This is a genomic window from Shewanella marisflavi (assembly GCF_023283925.1).
GTDB lineage: Bacteria > Pseudomonadota > Gammaproteobacteria > Enterobacterales > Shewanellaceae > Shewanella > Shewanella marisflavi.
In genome coordinates this window covers 580,469-595,756 of sequence record NZ_JAKIKX010000002.1, presented here as the reverse complement: position 1 = coordinate 595,756, position 15,288 = coordinate 580,469, and the positions used below count along the sequence as shown (strand labels likewise).

The window sequence follows — 15,288 nt, the reverse complement described above, 5'->3', positions numbered from 1 at the left end:
CGCTCGATTCAGAACAAGTGGCGGGCTTTGCCAAGCGGATCAAAGTTTTCATATTTCAGATAGGCTATAAAAGGTATATCTATTTTATGTCTTTTAGGAAGATCATGTCAGATTCAATACACGGCCATCAGGTGATGGAACTTATGCTCTCTTTGGGACGCGCGGTATCTAAAGGGGAACTGACTCAGTTGATGTCTCAAACCTTTGGTGAAAATGCCCGTTATCACACCTGTTCGGCCAGTGAAATGGACGCTCAGGAGTTAATCGCTTTTCTTGAGCAAAAGGGCAAGTTTACTGAATCGGAAGCGGGAATTGAAACCGCCGCCGATCGCATCTGCCATCACTAATCTTCGCTAACCTCAATTAAGGCTTGCAGCTGCTGCTTCGATTTACTGGCGAACTCGGTGATCATCATTCGGATCAGACGAGACTTGGCGATCTTACTCTCCTTCGCCAGTTCATTGAGTTGAGCGATACTGGTTTCTGTTAGGGTAAAGGTCGCATGACGAAAGATGCGGCTGGCCTGCTTTTTTTGGTTGACCGTGGTATTGGTTTTGCGTTTCTTTTTGATCCGCTTCGCCAGGCTGGGTTGACCAAAAGCATAGTTGTTAGCATCTTCGATAAACTCTTCAACCGATAGTTTTTTTCGTGGTTTAGGTTTACGACGTTTAAGATCAGTTAAGCTCATAAGAATTTTCTGGTGGTATTGCAAACAGCTCATCTGCAATAGCACGTATTTCGGCGGCGGCTTTTCCATCCGGTTCAATTTCGATGACCGACGATCCTTGTTCTTCACTGTCATCGTAGATGTTACGGCTAAAGGTCACCGAATCCAGCACTCTGAGTCCAAACGACTCCACCACCTCTTTGGCTTCGAGAATGCGCTTGTATTGGCTGGGAAGGGCTGGACACTGGGTCATGACCACAGTGGCAACCATCTTAGGGTTCACCATCTTACAGGTGCTGAGCATATCTTCCATGTGAGGCAGGGTTTTGAGATCCCGCCGTTTTGGACGCAGTGGCAATACCACATAGGTGGCCACCGACATGGCGGCGCGCATTGCAAGGTTGTCTTGTCCACCACAATCGACGATGACATAGTCGAATCTCTGATCTAACCCTAAGAGATCATTACGGATTTTACCATAAAGCTGAATGCAGTTAATGGCGGGGAGGCTGGCATCTTCGTTACGGGCCTGGATCCAATCCGAGGTGGTGCGCTGGGGATCACAGTCGACCATTAATACATTGGCCTGGTATTTTTGAGTGATATGTACGGCGATATTTTGGGCGAGGCAACTTTTACCCGCACCTCCTTTTTCACCCCCAACAAGCAAAATCATAGCGTGTCTCCCTCGAACTGTAGCACAGGTTCATCTCACGGAACTGATGCTGTTTAGTATAGAACAGAGTTATAGATACTGCCTGAACTCTCGTTTTTAGTTGACTGAAAAGGCTAAACAATTTGCATTGCGACCTGGTAACGTAAAGGGCCACATTCGGAGCAACGGCACACCTGAGCCTTAATGCTGTTCTGCTTGTCGGTCTTGGGGTTAAAGGTTATTTCTATTAGTTCGCCAAGGGTAAAGGGCTTCTTATATTCGATGAGTACGCCGCGGCGGGCCAGATCAATACAGATCCCATCATCTGTGTGTGCTACGCCCAGGCCGTCGGTCCAAGAGATGAGGACCCGCTCAGCTTCCATGTCGACTCGTAGCGATTTGCGGCGTTCTTCAAAATCTTCGTTTTGATCCATCAGAGTAGTCCTTGCTGTAATAGGTAGTAATTTAGCCCTTTAAACGTAGCACAGTTTTAACGGGAAATAATAGTTATAACAACATGAATAACGGTTAGTTATTCATGTTGCTGCATCGATGGGACTTGGTTGTCGATTTACAAAAGAAAAGCGCTTGGCTAGTGGGGCATGCTGTGGTGGGTAGTCGCCAGCGATTCAGGTTGAAATAAGGGGGAGTCTAAGTGGACTCCCCTCAAGGTGCTAGTGATCATCCTCTTTACGTGGATAGGGCAGTTTAAGTTGTCCCCAACGGATCACGATAACCGTGCTGGCTAGCACTAAGGTAGAGACTGAAATTGCCAATATCCGCCAATCTTCCATAGCTTTCATATCAAGGATCAGATAACGGGCCAGCGCGACAATGGCGATATACAGAGGCATACGCACCGGTAGCTTACCGGATTCTGCGTAGTTGGCCACCATGGCCAACACTTCCAAATAGATGAAGAGCAACAGAAGATCGGCCAGTGCGACTTCGCCCATCTTGATGATATGCACTACCTCTTGACCGATAGCGATAATGGTGGCGATGGCGATGATAATTAAAACAAAATGTTCTATTGCTTTGAGGCTTTTAGAGCCGTATTGCGAGTAGAGTTTTCCCATAAATAGCGCTCAATAGTGTTTTTATAGATGGTAACAACTATTGGGCGCTATGCTAGGGGCTGTTTGTGACGCTTTTCACATTCTGAATGTTTACCGTCGATTTAACCACGCTTAGCCGGGTCGACCATCGACTCTTGGACGCAGTAAAATGGGGGCATAACAGAGCACGAATGCCCCAAACGCTATGATCCATGCAAGCAAGGCTAGCGTCAGCCAGAAGATAAATTGTTCAGGGTATAGATTAGCCAATACCCGAGTTATCGTTGAGAGTAAGATTAAGCCAAAGGCAATGGGCATCACTTTGGGCGGCAGCAGGTTACGCCCCGTATGACCCAGAGATACCCTGGCCATCATAGCTAAGATCATCCCGCCCAGTCCCCCGACTGTCATGGCATGTAGACCCGCTGAGACGCCGGCCCCGCTGGCAATCAACAAAAGCCCTGCTGGAATGCAAAGGTAACTAAGGTGTAGTGACCAAAGTAGCGGCACTTTAAGGGTCGATTGGACGCCCCAACGAGACCAGCGTACCAAAAGGGCAATGCCGGCGATGGCGGCGCAGATCATCACGGGCAGTGGTTGGCCGATAAGCATGGCAATAAACAAGGCAATTAAGCTGACAAAGGTGAGCTTTTCGAGCCATGAGATATTATCTAGTCTCTGCCACTGGGTGGCTCGGTCGGTAAAAAATGGGATCACTCGACCACCGATCAACGCCACTATGGTGACCATCAAGATGGTCGCGCCGTGAAAGGCATGAGATACCAGCAAGCTGTTTTGACTGCTGACGCCATAGTAGCTCAGGGCGTTAGCAAGGGTGAGCAGCAGCAAGATAGGGATAAAGGCGAAGTTGCGCCACTGTTTTACTGCGATCACTTGTTTGGCGAGCACCAGTGCAGTTACAGGCGCGAAAAGGAGATCCAGCAAGGCGATAACCTCAAAAGATCCCCATTGATTGTTGATCAGTAAAATGCGTGGGCTTAGCCATAGCAGGAAGAGGGCACCCAGTGGCCAGCCCTTGATGCTCTTTTGCCCCGTCCAGGTTTGTGATGCAGTGAGCAAGAAGCCGGCAACAATGGCCATCACGAAACCGAACAGCATCTCATGCCCATGCCACCAGAGTGGATTGCCGTGAGGGGCAAAGCCGAGACGGCCGGTAAGAAAACTGCCCCAAAGTGCCAGGGCAATGAGGCTAAACAGAGCGCCAAATAGGAAGAAGGGACGAAAACCTAATCTCAGTAAAGCCAGCTTGGGTTGTCGATGGGCGGGTTCATCTATGTTAAGCATATGCGTCTCAATATATCCGAGTAATTGTGTCGGGTATTATAAGGTGTATTGTATATGCATGTAAATAAGCGGGTGTGGCTTTTATATTTGCCAAGGATAAAAAGTTGAAGGCATAAAAAAACCGCCACAGAGGTGGCGGCTTATAGCATAAATTAGGATTAGCGGCTGTGATTAGCGCTTTAGGGCGTCGCTCAGTAGAGGGCGGAAGCTCTTGACCATGGCAACTGTTGCCTTAGGGCTACCGGCGATGATGTTGCCTGAGCTCATGTAACCGTGATTACCGGTAAAGTCAGTGACTGTGCCGCCTGCTTCGCGGACAATCAGTTCGCCGGCAGCGATATCCCAAGGCTTAAGACCAATTTCAAAGAAGGCATCCATACGGCCCGCTGCGACGTATGCGAGATCGAGTGCAGCAGAGCCTGCACGGCGAAGATCGGCGCACTGGCTGAAAGTTGAGGTCAGCAACTTCATGTAAGTTTCAGAATGCTGTTTCGCCTTGAAAGGGAAACCAGTACCAACGATGGCATCGCTTAAGTCATTGATCTTGCTGACTCGAAGACGGAAATCGTTCAGTTTGGCACCTTTACCGCGCACGGCAGTATACAGCTCGTCACGAACGGGATCGTAAACGACGGCGACTTCAGTCTTGCCTTTGTGTTGTACGGCGATAGATACCGCGAAATGGGGGATGCCTCTAACAAAGTTGTTAGTGCCATCCAAGGGATCAACAATCCATATATAGTCGCTATTGCTTCCCTTATTCTCACCATTTTCTTCACCAACTATGGTGTGGTCTGGGTACGACTTACGAATTTGATATGTAATGGCAGCTTCTGCTTCTTTATCTACGTTAGTCACGTAGTCATTGATACCTTTTGCGCTAACTTCGATACGATCGAGTTCAGTATAAGCGCGCATAATTGTTTGGCCGGCAGCGCGAGCGGCGCGCACAGCAATAGTCTGCATCGGATGCATTACAATCCCCTGGATGTTAAAGAACAGATATAAATAATCGGCGCACATTATACGTCGTTTTACTGTTATATCAAATATAGATTTTTGTATTAAGGGATCTTAGCGCCCTGTGATACCATCAATCTACTGTTCTATAGAAAGAAATCAAATTGTTTCATGCTTAGCAATATTCGTGTCGTTCTCGTAGGAACAACCCATCCTGGAAATATAGGTTCAACCGCCCGTGCCATGAAAACCATGGGACTTTCCACCCTTTATCTTGCCGAACCTAAGGTCGCACCTGACGGTCAGTCGGTGGCGCTGGCAGCCGGTGCTTCTGATATTCTCAAACATGCGGTGACAGTGGATTGTCTGGCCGATGCAATCGCCGATTGTAGTCTGGTGATCGCTACCAGTGCCCGTAGTCGCACCTTAGATTGGCCTATGCTGGATCCACGTCAAGCCGGTGAGAAATTGGCGAATGCTGCCGTAAACGGACCCGTTGCCATTGTATTTGGCCGTGAGAGTAATGGCCTTAGCAACGATGAACTGCAAAAGTGCAACTATCATGTGACTATTCCGGCAAACCCTGAATATACTTCGTTGAATCTGGCGCAAGCGGTGCAGCTCATCTGTTACGAGGCTCGTGTTGCTCACCTGAATATGACCCCTGAAGTGGTTGAGGAACAAGATTATCCGCTGGCCAAAGAGCAGGAGAATTTCTTTGTCCACCTGGAAAATACCTTGCTGGGTACCGGATTTATCATCAAGCAGCATCCAGGTCAGGTAATGACTAAACTCAGACGCTTATTTAGCCGGGCGAGGATTGAAAGCCAGGAGATGAATATTCTTCGTGGCATCTTGACCTCGGTAGATAAGAAAGTCGAATTGGCACAACAAGTGGTTGAACAAGATAAGCGGTCAACGAAGGAAGAATAGAGCCATGGGCGTGATTTCCAGAATTAAAGATGACATAGCCTCCATTTATCATAGAGATCCGGCGGCTAACGGTACGTTAGAGATCTTGCTGAACTATCCGGGGATGCAGGCTATCTGGATCCATCGCATCAGCCACAAACTTTGGAAGCGCAAATGGTGCCTGACGGCGCGTATGATTTCGACCTTCTCTCGCTGGTTGACCGGGGTGGAGATTCATCCTGGCGCCACCATAGGCGACCGATTCTTCATCGACCATGGCATGGGCGTTGTGATCGGTGAGACCGCCGAAATTGGTAACGATTGTACCCTGTATCACGGTGTCACCTTGGGGGGCACTACCTGGCAGGCGGGCAAACGCCACCCGACCCTGGGAAACAATGTGGTGATCGGCGCTGGTGCTAAGATCCTCGGGCCTATTACTATGCATGATGGCGCCCGCGTTGGCTCCAATTCTGTCGTGGTGAAAGAGGTGCCTAAAGACACAACTGTGGTGGGTATACCGGCCCGTGTGGTGGCGAAACCCAGTGATGAGTCTAAAGAGCATGCTCAGCGCCGCACCGAGATGGCCAAGAAATATGGCTTTGATGCGTACGCTGTCTCCCCAGATAATCCCGATCCAGTGGCAAATGCCATTGGGCAGATGTTAGATCATATGCATCTGATGGACTCTAAGGTACAAGAGGTGTGTCAAGCGGTTCAGAGTATGGGTGGAAGTGTTTGTACCGAGAGACTACCAGAGCTCGAAGTGGGCGAATTTAGTGATGCTGAACAAGCCGCGGCCGAGAAGCGTCAGCAGGCGATAGATGAGTTTGATCCCATTATTTGATAAAGAGTGAGATTTATTGCCCCTCAGCGTTGAATCTTTGCGTTGAAACAGGTTAAATACCCCAGCAACGAAGCAGGGTATTTCCTGTTTCCGATAACGTTCTTAATACCTGACTAACTTGCTAGGTTTTATACTTGACTAAAACAGTCAGGTATGGTTGAATTGACTTAAGCATTTTAGAGAGCAGTGGTAGCTATGAAACTAACTTCAAAAGGTCGGTATGCGGTAACGGCAATGTTAGACGTTGCAATGCATTCTACATCTGGCCCAGTCCCATTAGCTGACATCTCCGAGCGTCAGGGAATCTCCCTTTCCTATCTTGAACAACTCTTCGCCAAATTACGTAAACATGGATTGGTCTCTAGCGTAAGAGGACCTGGTGGCGGTTATCGCCTCGGGTATGACGCCAGCGATATCTCTGTGGGCATGGTCGTCAGGGCGGTGGATGAGTCAGTTGACGCCACGCGTTGTCAAGGACTGGGAAATTGCCAGAGCGGCAGTCGGTGTTTAACCCATTCGCTCTGGGGTGATTTGAGTAAACAGATTTCAGATTTTTTAAATGGCATTAGCCTTGCGGGTCTGATGAATAAAAGAGATGTGCAATTTATCTCAATAAAGCAAGACAAGATGCAACAGGAACAAAGAGTAACCGTATAAGTTAACTTTGTTATTTAATTATTACTATATGTACGTGGTAAGTGGTCGAGCGAAGACTACTAAGTACGGAGTGTGAGATGAAGCTTCCTATTTATTTAGATTATGCTGCAACGACGCCAGTCGATCCTCGAGTTGCAGAAAAAATGATGCAATACATGACGATGGACGGGATTTTTGGTAACCCCGCTTCACGTTCTCACCGTTACGGTTGGCAAGCTGAAGAGGCGGTCGATATCGCCCGTAATCAAGTTGCTGAGCTGATTAACGCCGATCCTCGTGAGATTGTTTTCACTTCTGGTGCCACCGAGTCTGATAACTTGGCCATTAAGGGTGTTGCGCATTTTTACCATAAGAAAGGCAAGCACATCATCACCAGTAAGACAGAACACAAAGCCGTGTTGGATACCTGTCGCCAGCTTGAGCGTGAAGGCTACGAAGTGACTTACCTTGAGCCTGAGTCAAACGGCATCATTCCAATTGAGAAAATCGAAGCTGCGATGCGCGAAGACACCATCTTGTTGAGTTTGATGCATGTCAACAACGAGATTGGCGTGATCCATGACATCGACGCCATCGGCGAACTGTGCCGCGCCAAGAAGGTGATATTCCATGTGGATGCCGCTCAAAGCGTAGGTAAGCTGCCAGTCGATCTGCAAAAGAGCAAGGTCGATCTGATGTCTATTTCAGCGCACAAGATGTACGGTCCTAAAGGTATTGGAGCCTTGTACGTACGTCGTAAGCCACGTATTCGTTTGGAAGCGACCATGCACGGTGGTGGACATGAGCGTGGTATGCGCAGTGGTACCCTGGCGACTCACCAGATTGTGGGCATGGGTGAAGCTGCGGCGATTGCCAAAGCCGATATGGAAAGTGATAACGCTCGTATCCGTCGTCTACGCGACAGACTGTGGGACGGTATCAAGCATATCGAAGAAACTTATATCAATGGTGATGCAGAGCAAAGATACTGCGGCAGCCTGAACGTCAGCTTTAACTTCGTCGAAGGTGAATCTTTGATGATGGCCCTTAAAGATCTGGCGGTCTCTTCAGGGTCGGCCTGTACCTCGGCAAGCTTAGAGCCTAGCTATGTGCTTCGTGCATTAGGGTTAAACGATGAAATGGCGCACAGTTCAATCCGTTTCTCTATCGGTCGTTTCACGACTGAAGAGGAGATTGACCATGCGATCGAGACCATTACCAAGTCTATCGGCCAATTGAGAGAGATGTCTCCACTGTGGGAGATGTTCAAAGATGGTGTCGACCTATCAACAGTGCAATGGGCACATCATTAATCCGGCTGATAAACGAATAAAGAGTGGAGCAGAATCATGGCTTACAGTGAAAAAGTAATAGATCATTATGAGAACCCGCGTAACGTAGGTTCATTCGACAAGAACGATCCTTCAGTGGTTACCGGTATGGTAGGTGCGCCTGCCTGTGGTGACGTCATGAAGTTACAGCTGAAGATCGATGACAATGGCATTATCGAAGATGCCAAGTTCAAGACTTATGGTTGTGGTAGCGCTATCGCGTCTAGCTCTTTGGTCACCGAGTGGGTGAAAGGCAAGACGATTGAAGAAGCGCAAGCCATTAAAAATACGGATATTGCTGAAGAGCTTGCCCTACCACCTGTGAAGATCCACTGCTCAATTTTGGCAGAAGATGCGATTAAAGCAGCGTTAGACGAATATAAGGCCAAGCACGAAAAGTAATAGTCGGAGTAACAATGGCAATAACGATGACACCGGCGGCGGCCGAGCGAGTAAGAAGCTTCTTGGCCAACCGTGGTAAAGGTATCGGATTACGTTTGGGGCTGAAAACCTCGGGATGTTCCGGCATGGCTTACGTGCTGGAATTTGTCGATGACCTTAATGATGACGATGAAGTTTATGAGATCGATGGTGTGAAAATCATCATTGATGCTAAGAGTTTCATCTACCTGCAAGGTATTGAGTTGGACTTCGTCAAAGAAGGGCTCAACGAAGGTTTTCAGTTTAATAACCCAAATGCTAAAGGGGAGTGCGGCTGCGGCGAAAGCTTTACCGTTTAGCGACCGAATCTAGATTCATGAACTATTTTGAGCTGTTTAGTTTATCGCCAGAGTTTGACCTGGATACCGCCATATTGTCAGAACGCTATCGCGAGCTGCAAAGGGCGGTCCATCCAGATAAGTTTGCCAATGCCAGCGAGCAAGATAAGCGCCTGGCCGTGCAACGTACCGCACAGGTAAACGATGGTTATAACACCTTAAAACATCCTATCTCGCGCGCCGAGCATATGCTGAGCCTCAAAGGAATAGACTTAAGCCACGAGTCGACCACAGTGAAAGATACTGGGTTTTTGATGCAGCAGATGGAGTGGCGTGAGGCCTTAGAGGAGATTGCCGACAGTGACGATCCCGATGAGGTCATCGAGCACCTGCACCAATCCTTTAGTGAGTATCGCAGTGCCATCACGGCACAACTTGCCCAGTTTATAGAGTCTTCTGATCAGCCGATTCTGGAACAGGCCGCCGATCTGGTGCGTAAGCTCAAGTTTATGGCGAAGTTGCAGGCGGAACTCGAGCGAGCGGAAGACGCTCTCTTTTAAGCGTGATTCATGTTTAGTTGGCTCAATATTGCTTGAGCCTTTATTTTTTTAAGTTGGAAAGATATGGCACTTTTGCAGATCGCTGAACCCGGACAGAGCGCCGCACCGCACCAGCATAGGCTGGCGGTAGGCATTGACTTAGGTACAACCAACTCTCTGGTGGCGGCAGTACGCAGTGGCGTCGCCGACACCTTGGCAGACGAATCTGGCCGTCATGCATTAGCATCAGTGGTGCGTTACAGTGAAGATGGAGTCCAGGTAGGAGTCGATGCCGAGCGTTTTTCGGCCCAAGACCCGCTTAATACTGTGGTCTCGGTGAAACGTTTCATGGGACGCAGCCTGAGAGATATTCAGGCCAAGGATGCCTCACTTCCTTATCAGTTCTCCGCCAGTGAAAACGGCCTGCCGTTGTTTAATACTCAGGCGGGCCAGTTTAACCCTATTCAAATTTCGGCTGACATTCTAAGACCCTTGGTCGAACGCGCCGAAAAGACCCTAGGCGGTTCGTTAGAAGGTGTGGTGATCACAGTCCCCGCCTATTTTGATGATGCCCAGCGTCAGGGCACCAAGGAAGCGGCAAGCTTGCTTGGGGTCAAGGTGCTGCGTCTGCTGAATGAACCCACCGCTGCGGCTATCGCCTACGGGCTCGATTCGGGTCAAGAAGGCGTGATAGCCATCTATGATTTGGGTGGTGGTACCTTCGATATTTCTATTTTACGCCTCAACAAAGGGGTGTTTGAAGTGATGGCCACCGGCGGCGATTCGGCCCTGGGCGGCGATGATTTCGATCACGCCTTAGCCGAGCATCTGCAGCAGAGCTGGCAACTTTCAAGCCTCACGGCCAGTGAGCGTCGCGCACTGCTTATTGAGAGCCGCCGCGTGAAAGAAGCGCTAACCGAGCAGGAAAGCGTAACCGCTCGCCTGACGATGGCTGCGGGCGAGGTATTTGAGCAAGTGGTCGACAAGGCACAGTTTGATGCCCTGATTGAACCTCTGGTTAAGAAAACAATTGCCAGCTGTCGCCGCGCTTTGCGTGATGCCGGTATCAGTGCCGACGAGGTGCTTGAAACCGTCATGGTGGGTGGCTCGACCCGTGTGCCTTTGGTGCGTGAACGTGTCGAAGGTTTCTTCGGTAAGGTGCCTTTGACCTCTATCGATCCCGATCGCGTGGTCGCTATCGGCGCAGCGATTCAGGCCGATATTCTGGTGGGCAACAAGCCTGAATCTGATCTCTTGCTATTGGATGTGATCCCTCTTTCTTTAGGGATCGAGACCATGGGCGGACTGGTGGAAAAAGTGGTTTCCCGCAATACGACTATTCCAGTTGCCCGTGCCCAGGAGTTTACTACCTTTAAAGATGGTCAAACTGCCATGGCATTTCATGTGGTGCAGGGCGAGCGTGAGCTGGTTGCAGATTGTCGCTCTCTGGCGCGTTTTACCCTCAAAGGTATACCACCAATGGCAGCCGGTGCAGCCCATATTCGCGTTACCTTCCAGGTTGATGCCGATGGTTTGCTCAGCGTCACCGCTATGGAGAAATCGTCTGGCGTTCAGGCAACCATTCAGGTTAAACCTTCATTCGGTCTTACCGATGAAGAGATTGGCACTATGCTCAAAGATTCGATGGCCCATGCTAAAGATGATATCGAGCGTCGTATGTTGGCTGAGCAGCAAGTAGAAGCCGCTCGGGTGCTTGAGTCTTTATCGGCCGCATTGGCCAAAGATGGTGCCCTGCTTGATGCCGAAGAGTCTGCGGCGATCGCCAAGGGAATGACTCACCTGGCTGAAGTGGCCAGTCAAGAAGATACGGATGCTATCGAGAAGGCTATAGCGTCGCTTGACGATGCCAGCCAAAGCTTTGCAGCAAAACGTATGGATAATTCCATTCGATTGGCGCTTAAAGGTCAGTCGGTTGACAAACTATAGGTAACAATATGCCTCAAATCGTTTTTTTACCCCATGAAGAGTTATGTCCAGATGGTGCGGTTGTCGAAGCACAGGTGGGCGAAACCGTATTAGATGTCGCACTGCGTAACGGCATTACCATTGAACATGCCTGTGAGAAATCTTGTGCCTGTACCACTTGCCACGTGATCATTCGTGAAGGCTTTGATGAACTCGAAGAGAGTGATGAGCTCGAAGATGACATGCTCGATAAGGCATGGGGTCTGGAGCCTGAGAGTCGTCTATCGTGCCAGTCTAAGGTGCCAGATAGCGATCTTGTGGTAGAGATCCCTAAATACACTATTAACATGGTTAGCGAAGGATAGACTGAGTTAACGGGTGTATAGAAGAGAAAGGCCGGTCATGATGACCGGCTTTTTTGTCTCTGAAATAGGGGAAAGGGCTAGACTTAAGGTACCGCATTTAAGACTAAGAGGCGTTACTATGAAATGGATAGATTCTCTCGATGTTGCTCTGGCGCTACTTGAAGCGCACCCAGAAGTTGACCCTAGCCAAATCCGCTTTACCGATCTGCGAGATTGGGTGCTGGCGCTCGATGAGTTTGATGATGATCCCGAACACTGTAATGAGCGGGTGTTAGAAGCGATTCAAGCCTGCTGGATCAATGAGTATTAACCCTGACCCGAGCGGCTAAAGCCTCGCGGCCGCTCGATTATGCTACTTGCTGTGCTAACAGGATCCCATTGGCCTTGATGACAGTTTGATGAATGTCTCATTCATCTGGTTATAAAGGTAGGTTTTTCGGATTTTATTTCGTATAATCCGCGCGAATTTTTAAAAACCTGTTTAATGAAGGAAGCTAGACATGGCTATCGAACGTACTTTTTCTATCATCAAGCCTGATGCAGTTGCTAAAAACCACATTGGTGCTATCTATAACCGTTTTGAAACAGCTGGCCTGAAAATCATTGCTTCTAAAATGGTTCACCTAAGCAAAGAGCAAGCTGAAGGTTTCTACGCTGAGCACAGCGAGCGTCCTTTCTTCGGTGCATTGGTTGAGTTCATGACTTCTGGTCCTATCATGGTTCAAGTGCTAGAAGGCGAAAACGCTGTTTTGGCTAACCGTGAAATCATGGGTGCCACTAACCCAGCTGAAGCTGCTCGCGGAACTCTGCGTGCTGATTTCGCTGACAGCATTGACGAGAATGCCGTTCACGGTTCAGACGCTGTTGCTTCTGCTGAGCGTGAAATCGCTTACTTCTTCAGCGCTGAAGAGCTTTGCCCACGTACTCGTTAATTCGAGCGTGATGCAAACATTAACGAGAAGGAGCCCTAGGGCTCCTTTTTTGTATCTGGGATTTGGGGCAAAATAGCCCGAAAGTAAATCATGATGAGAAGTCGATGAAAATTTTAGCCGATGAAAACATGCCCTATGTCGAGGCCCTGTTTGCCGAACTAGGGGAGGTGGAGCGTGTCGATGGCCGCACCCTGAACGCCGAGCAGGTAAAAGAGGCTGATGTCCTGCTGGTACGCTCGGTCACCAAGGTGGATAAGTCCTTACTACAGGACTGCGAGCGATTGACCTTTGTCGGCAGCGCCACCATTGGCATGGATCATCTGGACTTAGACTATCTCAAACAGCGCGGCATCTTCTGTACCAATGCGCCGGGCTGCAACGCTGTAGCTGTTGGCGAGTACGCCTTTAATGCCATGCTCGAACTGGCCAGACGCTCTAATACCCAGCTCAAGGGGAAAACCGTCGGCATCGTTGGCGCGGGTAACACGGGTACGGCGCTGCAAAAGTGCCTTGAGGCCTATGGGGTCAAAACCTTGCTCAACGATCCCCTGCTTGAAGAAGCGGGCGATGAGCGCGAGTTTGTCTCTTTAGATGAACTCGTTGAGCGCTGTGATGTGATCTCTTTGCATGTGCCTTTGACCCGTGATGGCGATCATCCGACATATTATCTTTTCGATGAGGTGCGCCTTAAGTCACTCGCAGATGGCTGCTGGCTGCTGAACTGCTGCCGCGGCGAGGTGATCGACAACCGAGCTCTTATCGAGGTGAAAAAGCTGCGGGATGATCTCAAGTTGGTGCTGGATGTGTGGGAAGGTGAGCCCCATCCCATGGCCGAACTCGTGCCATTAGTTGAGATCGCCACACCGCACATTGCGGGCTATAGCCTAGAAGGTAAGGCCCGCGGTACCTTTATGTTGTATCAGGCCTTAATGGCACGTCTTGGCAGAGAGGCCGACAAGTCCCTCACCAGTCTGTTGCCGCCATTGTGGAGCCATCAATTGTCGCCCCTGTCTGTGCCCGATGAAAAGGCGCTGCTTAGCCTAGTGCGCCTGGTTTACGACCTGCGTGATGACGATGAACTGTTTCGTCAGCGATTCCAAAACGACAAGGGCTTCGACCAGATGAGAAAAAATCACAAACATCGGCGTGAATTTAGTGCGTTAATGCTAGCCAATAACGCGGGTTCTGATGTAGATTGGTTGCTCGAATTAGGTTTTTCAGGAGTCGGTCTGTAATTATGTCGCAGGAATTTAACGTAGTCGTTTTAGGTGCATCGGGAGCCGTGGGTCAAACAATGATTGAGATCCTCGAAGAACGCAACTTTCCCGTTGCGAATTTGTACCCTTTAGCCAGTAGTCGTAGTGCGGGCGATACGGTAACTTTCCATGGTAAACAGGTCGAAATTTTAGACGTGGAAAACTTCGATTGGTCTCAGGCGCAGTTGGGATTCTTCTCTGCTGGTGGTGACGTATCGGCCAAGTGGGCGCCCATTGCAGCAGAGCATGGTTGTGTTGTGATCGACAACACCTCACATTTCCGTTACGACATCGATATTCCTCTAGTGGTTCCCGAGGTTAACCCTCAGGCAATCGCCGATTTCCGTAACCGCAACATTATTGCCAACCCTAACTGTTCAACCATTCAGATGCTGGTGGCCCTAAAGCCTATCTATGATGCCTTTGGGATCTCTCGCATCAATGTGGCGACCTATCAGTCGGTATCGGGTTCAGGCAAGCAGGCGATCGAAGAGCTGGCCAATCAGTGCGCTAAGCTGCTACAAGGTCTGCCAGTGGAGCCAAAGGCTTACCCTAAGCAGATCGCCTTCAATGTGCTGCCGCAGATCGACAAGTTTATGGATAACGGCTACACCAAAGAAGAGATGAAGATGGTGTGGGAAACGCAGAAGATCTTTGGCGACGATCAGATAGTCGTTAACCCAACGGCGGTGCGTGTGCCTGTGTTCTACGGTCACTCGGAAGCTGTACATATCGAAACGGTGCAGCCGGCGAGTGCTGATGATGTTAAAGCTGTGTTGCATAACGCTCCGGGTGTAGAGCTGTTTGAGTCTAACGAAGAGTATCCAACTGCAGTGACCGAGGCGGCAGGTACAGATCCGGTTTATGTGGGGCGTGTGCGTGAAGATATCTCTCACCCTAACGGTATAAACCTTTGGGTAGTCTCTGATAATATTAGAAAAGGCGCGGCGTTAAACAGCGTGCAGATCGCTGAAGTCTTGATTAGAGATTATTACTGATCCCATCAATAGGATGAGTAACTGTAGAAAAAGCCTGCATCATGCAGGCTTTTTTTGTGTTATCACTTGTTTTTGAAATGTGAACAGTAGCAGGCCACCTAAATCTGGTTTATAGTAATCTCAATAAATACAATTGCCTAAAGCATGCTGCCAAATGGCAGTTAATCATCGCTTGAAAGGGA

The 15,288-nt window shown here is 49.3% G+C and carries 20 protein-coding genes; 14 read left to right on the top strand and 6 right to left on the bottom strand.

The window, feature by feature from the left end; all coding sequences use genetic code 11:
• The first annotated feature begins 104 nt into the window (after window positions 1-104).
• Window positions 105-347 carry a YecH family metal-binding protein gene (locus L2712_RS07435; protein ID WP_033539267.1) on the top strand — a complete coding sequence of 81 codons (243 nt, stop codon included), beginning with the start codon at window positions 105-107 and terminating at the stop codon, window positions 345-347.
• Here L2712_RS07435 and L2712_RS07430 read toward each other — a convergent pair.
• The 6 genes from L2712_RS07430 to suhB form a co-directional block, all read right to left on the bottom strand.
• Window positions 344-688 carry a hypothetical protein gene (locus tag L2712_RS07430; protein WP_033539165.1) on the bottom strand — a complete coding sequence of 115 codons (345 nt, stop codon included), beginning with the start codon at window positions 686-688 and terminating at the stop codon, window positions 344-346. The genes L2712_RS07435 and L2712_RS07430 overlap by 4 nt on opposite strands.
• A complete protein-coding gene (locus L2712_RS07425) occupies window positions 675-1,343 on the bottom strand; it encodes an AAA family ATPase (protein WP_033539166.1) in 669 nt (222 codons plus the stop codon). The genes L2712_RS07430 and L2712_RS07425 overlap by 14 nt, the downstream gene beginning before the upstream one ends.
• Before the next feature lie 113 nt (window positions 1,344-1,456).
• Window positions 1,457-1,756 carry a PilZ domain-containing protein gene (locus L2712_RS07420; protein WP_033539167.1) on the bottom strand — a complete coding sequence of 100 codons (300 nt, stop codon included), beginning with the start codon at window positions 1,754-1,756 and terminating at the stop codon, window positions 1,457-1,459.
• Between the two features lie 240 nt (window positions 1,757-1,996).
• The gene (locus tag L2712_RS07415; RefSeq protein WP_033539168.1) at window positions 1,997-2,401 is read right to left on the bottom strand and encodes a phosphate-starvation-inducible protein PsiE; all 405 of its coding nucleotides are present in this window, start codon (window positions 2,399-2,401) and stop codon (window positions 1,997-1,999) included.
• A 111-nt stretch (window positions 2,402-2,512) separates the two neighbouring features.
• Window positions 2,513-3,685 carry an NnrS family protein gene (locus L2712_RS07410; RefSeq protein ID WP_033539169.1) on the bottom strand — a complete coding sequence of 391 codons (1,173 nt, stop codon included), beginning with the start codon at window positions 3,683-3,685 and terminating at the stop codon, window positions 2,513-2,515.
• A 171-nt stretch (window positions 3,686-3,856) separates the two neighbouring features.
• The gene (gene suhB / locus L2712_RS07405) at window positions 3,857-4,660 is read right to left on the bottom strand and encodes an inositol-1-monophosphatase (protein WP_033539268.1); all 804 of its coding nucleotides are present in this window, start codon (window positions 4,658-4,660) and stop codon (window positions 3,857-3,859) included.
• A 156-nt stretch (window positions 4,661-4,816) separates the two neighbouring features.
• On the opposite strand from suhB, the gene trmJ reads away from it, so the two are divergent.
• The 13 genes from trmJ to L2712_RS07340 all read left to right on the top strand — a co-directional run bounded on the left by trmJ (window position 4,817) and on the right by L2712_RS07340 (window position 15,106).
• Complete coding sequence (trmJ, locus tag L2712_RS07400; RefSeq protein WP_248977369.1) at window positions 4,817-5,578, top strand: tRNA (cytosine(32)/uridine(32)-2'-O)-methyltransferase TrmJ; 762 nt, start codon at window positions 4,817-4,819, stop codon at window positions 5,576-5,578.
• 4 nt (window positions 5,579-5,582) lie between these two features.
• Entirely contained in the window at window positions 5,583-6,404 is an 822-nt protein-coding gene (gene cysE / locus L2712_RS07395) for a serine O-acetyltransferase (RefSeq protein WP_033539171.1), read from the top strand.
• Between the two features lie 195 nt (window positions 6,405-6,599).
• Window positions 6,600-7,061 carry a Fe-S cluster assembly transcriptional regulator IscR gene (gene iscR / locus L2712_RS07390; RefSeq protein ID WP_033539172.1) on the top strand — a complete coding sequence of 154 codons (462 nt, stop codon included), beginning with the start codon at window positions 6,600-6,602 and terminating at the stop codon, window positions 7,059-7,061.
• A gap of 77 nt (window positions 7,062-7,138) precedes the next feature.
• Entirely contained in the window at window positions 7,139-8,353 is a 1,215-nt protein-coding gene (locus L2712_RS07385) for an IscS subfamily cysteine desulfurase (protein ID WP_248977368.1), read from the top strand.
• Between the two features lie 36 nt (window positions 8,354-8,389).
• The gene (gene iscU, locus L2712_RS07380) at window positions 8,390-8,773 is read left to right on the top strand and encodes a Fe-S cluster assembly scaffold IscU (protein WP_011866113.1); all 384 of its coding nucleotides are present in this window, start codon (window positions 8,390-8,392) and stop codon (window positions 8,771-8,773) included.
• A gap of 14 nt (window positions 8,774-8,787) precedes the next feature.
• Entirely contained in the window at window positions 8,788-9,111 is a 324-nt protein-coding gene (iscA, locus tag L2712_RS07375; RefSeq protein ID WP_033539174.1) for an iron-sulfur cluster assembly protein IscA, read from the top strand.
• Between the two features lie 17 nt (window positions 9,112-9,128).
• Complete coding sequence (gene hscB / locus L2712_RS07370) at window positions 9,129-9,650, top strand: co-chaperone HscB (RefSeq protein ID WP_033539175.1); 522 nt, start codon at window positions 9,129-9,131, stop codon at window positions 9,648-9,650.
• Window positions 9,651-9,713: 63 nt separating this feature from the next.
• A complete protein-coding gene (gene hscA, locus L2712_RS07365) occupies window positions 9,714-11,576 on the top strand; it encodes a Fe-S protein assembly chaperone HscA (protein ID WP_248977367.1) in 1,863 nt (620 codons plus the stop codon).
• An 8-nt stretch (window positions 11,577-11,584) separates the two neighbouring features.
• A complete protein-coding gene (gene fdx / locus L2712_RS07360) occupies window positions 11,585-11,920 on the top strand; it encodes an ISC system 2Fe-2S type ferredoxin (protein ID WP_011866109.1) in 336 nt (111 codons plus the stop codon).
• A gap of 118 nt (window positions 11,921-12,038) precedes the next feature.
• The gene (iscX, locus tag L2712_RS07355; protein ID WP_088904417.1) at window positions 12,039-12,230 is read left to right on the top strand and encodes a Fe-S cluster assembly protein IscX; all 192 of its coding nucleotides are present in this window, start codon (window positions 12,039-12,041) and stop codon (window positions 12,228-12,230) included.
• A gap of 190 nt (window positions 12,231-12,420) precedes the next feature.
• Entirely contained in the window at window positions 12,421-12,852 is a 432-nt protein-coding gene (ndk, locus tag L2712_RS07350; protein ID WP_011866107.1) for a nucleoside-diphosphate kinase, read from the top strand.
• A 104-nt stretch (window positions 12,853-12,956) separates the two neighbouring features.
• Complete coding sequence (locus tag L2712_RS07345) at window positions 12,957-14,087, top strand: 4-phosphoerythronate dehydrogenase (RefSeq protein WP_248977366.1); 1,131 nt, start codon at window positions 12,957-12,959, stop codon at window positions 14,085-14,087.
• Window positions 14,088-14,089: 2 nt separating this feature from the next.
• The gene (locus L2712_RS07340) at window positions 14,090-15,106 is read left to right on the top strand and encodes an aspartate-semialdehyde dehydrogenase (protein ID WP_248977365.1); all 1,017 of its coding nucleotides are present in this window, start codon (window positions 14,090-14,092) and stop codon (window positions 15,104-15,106) included.
• Window positions 15,107-15,288 lie beyond the last annotated feature (182 nt).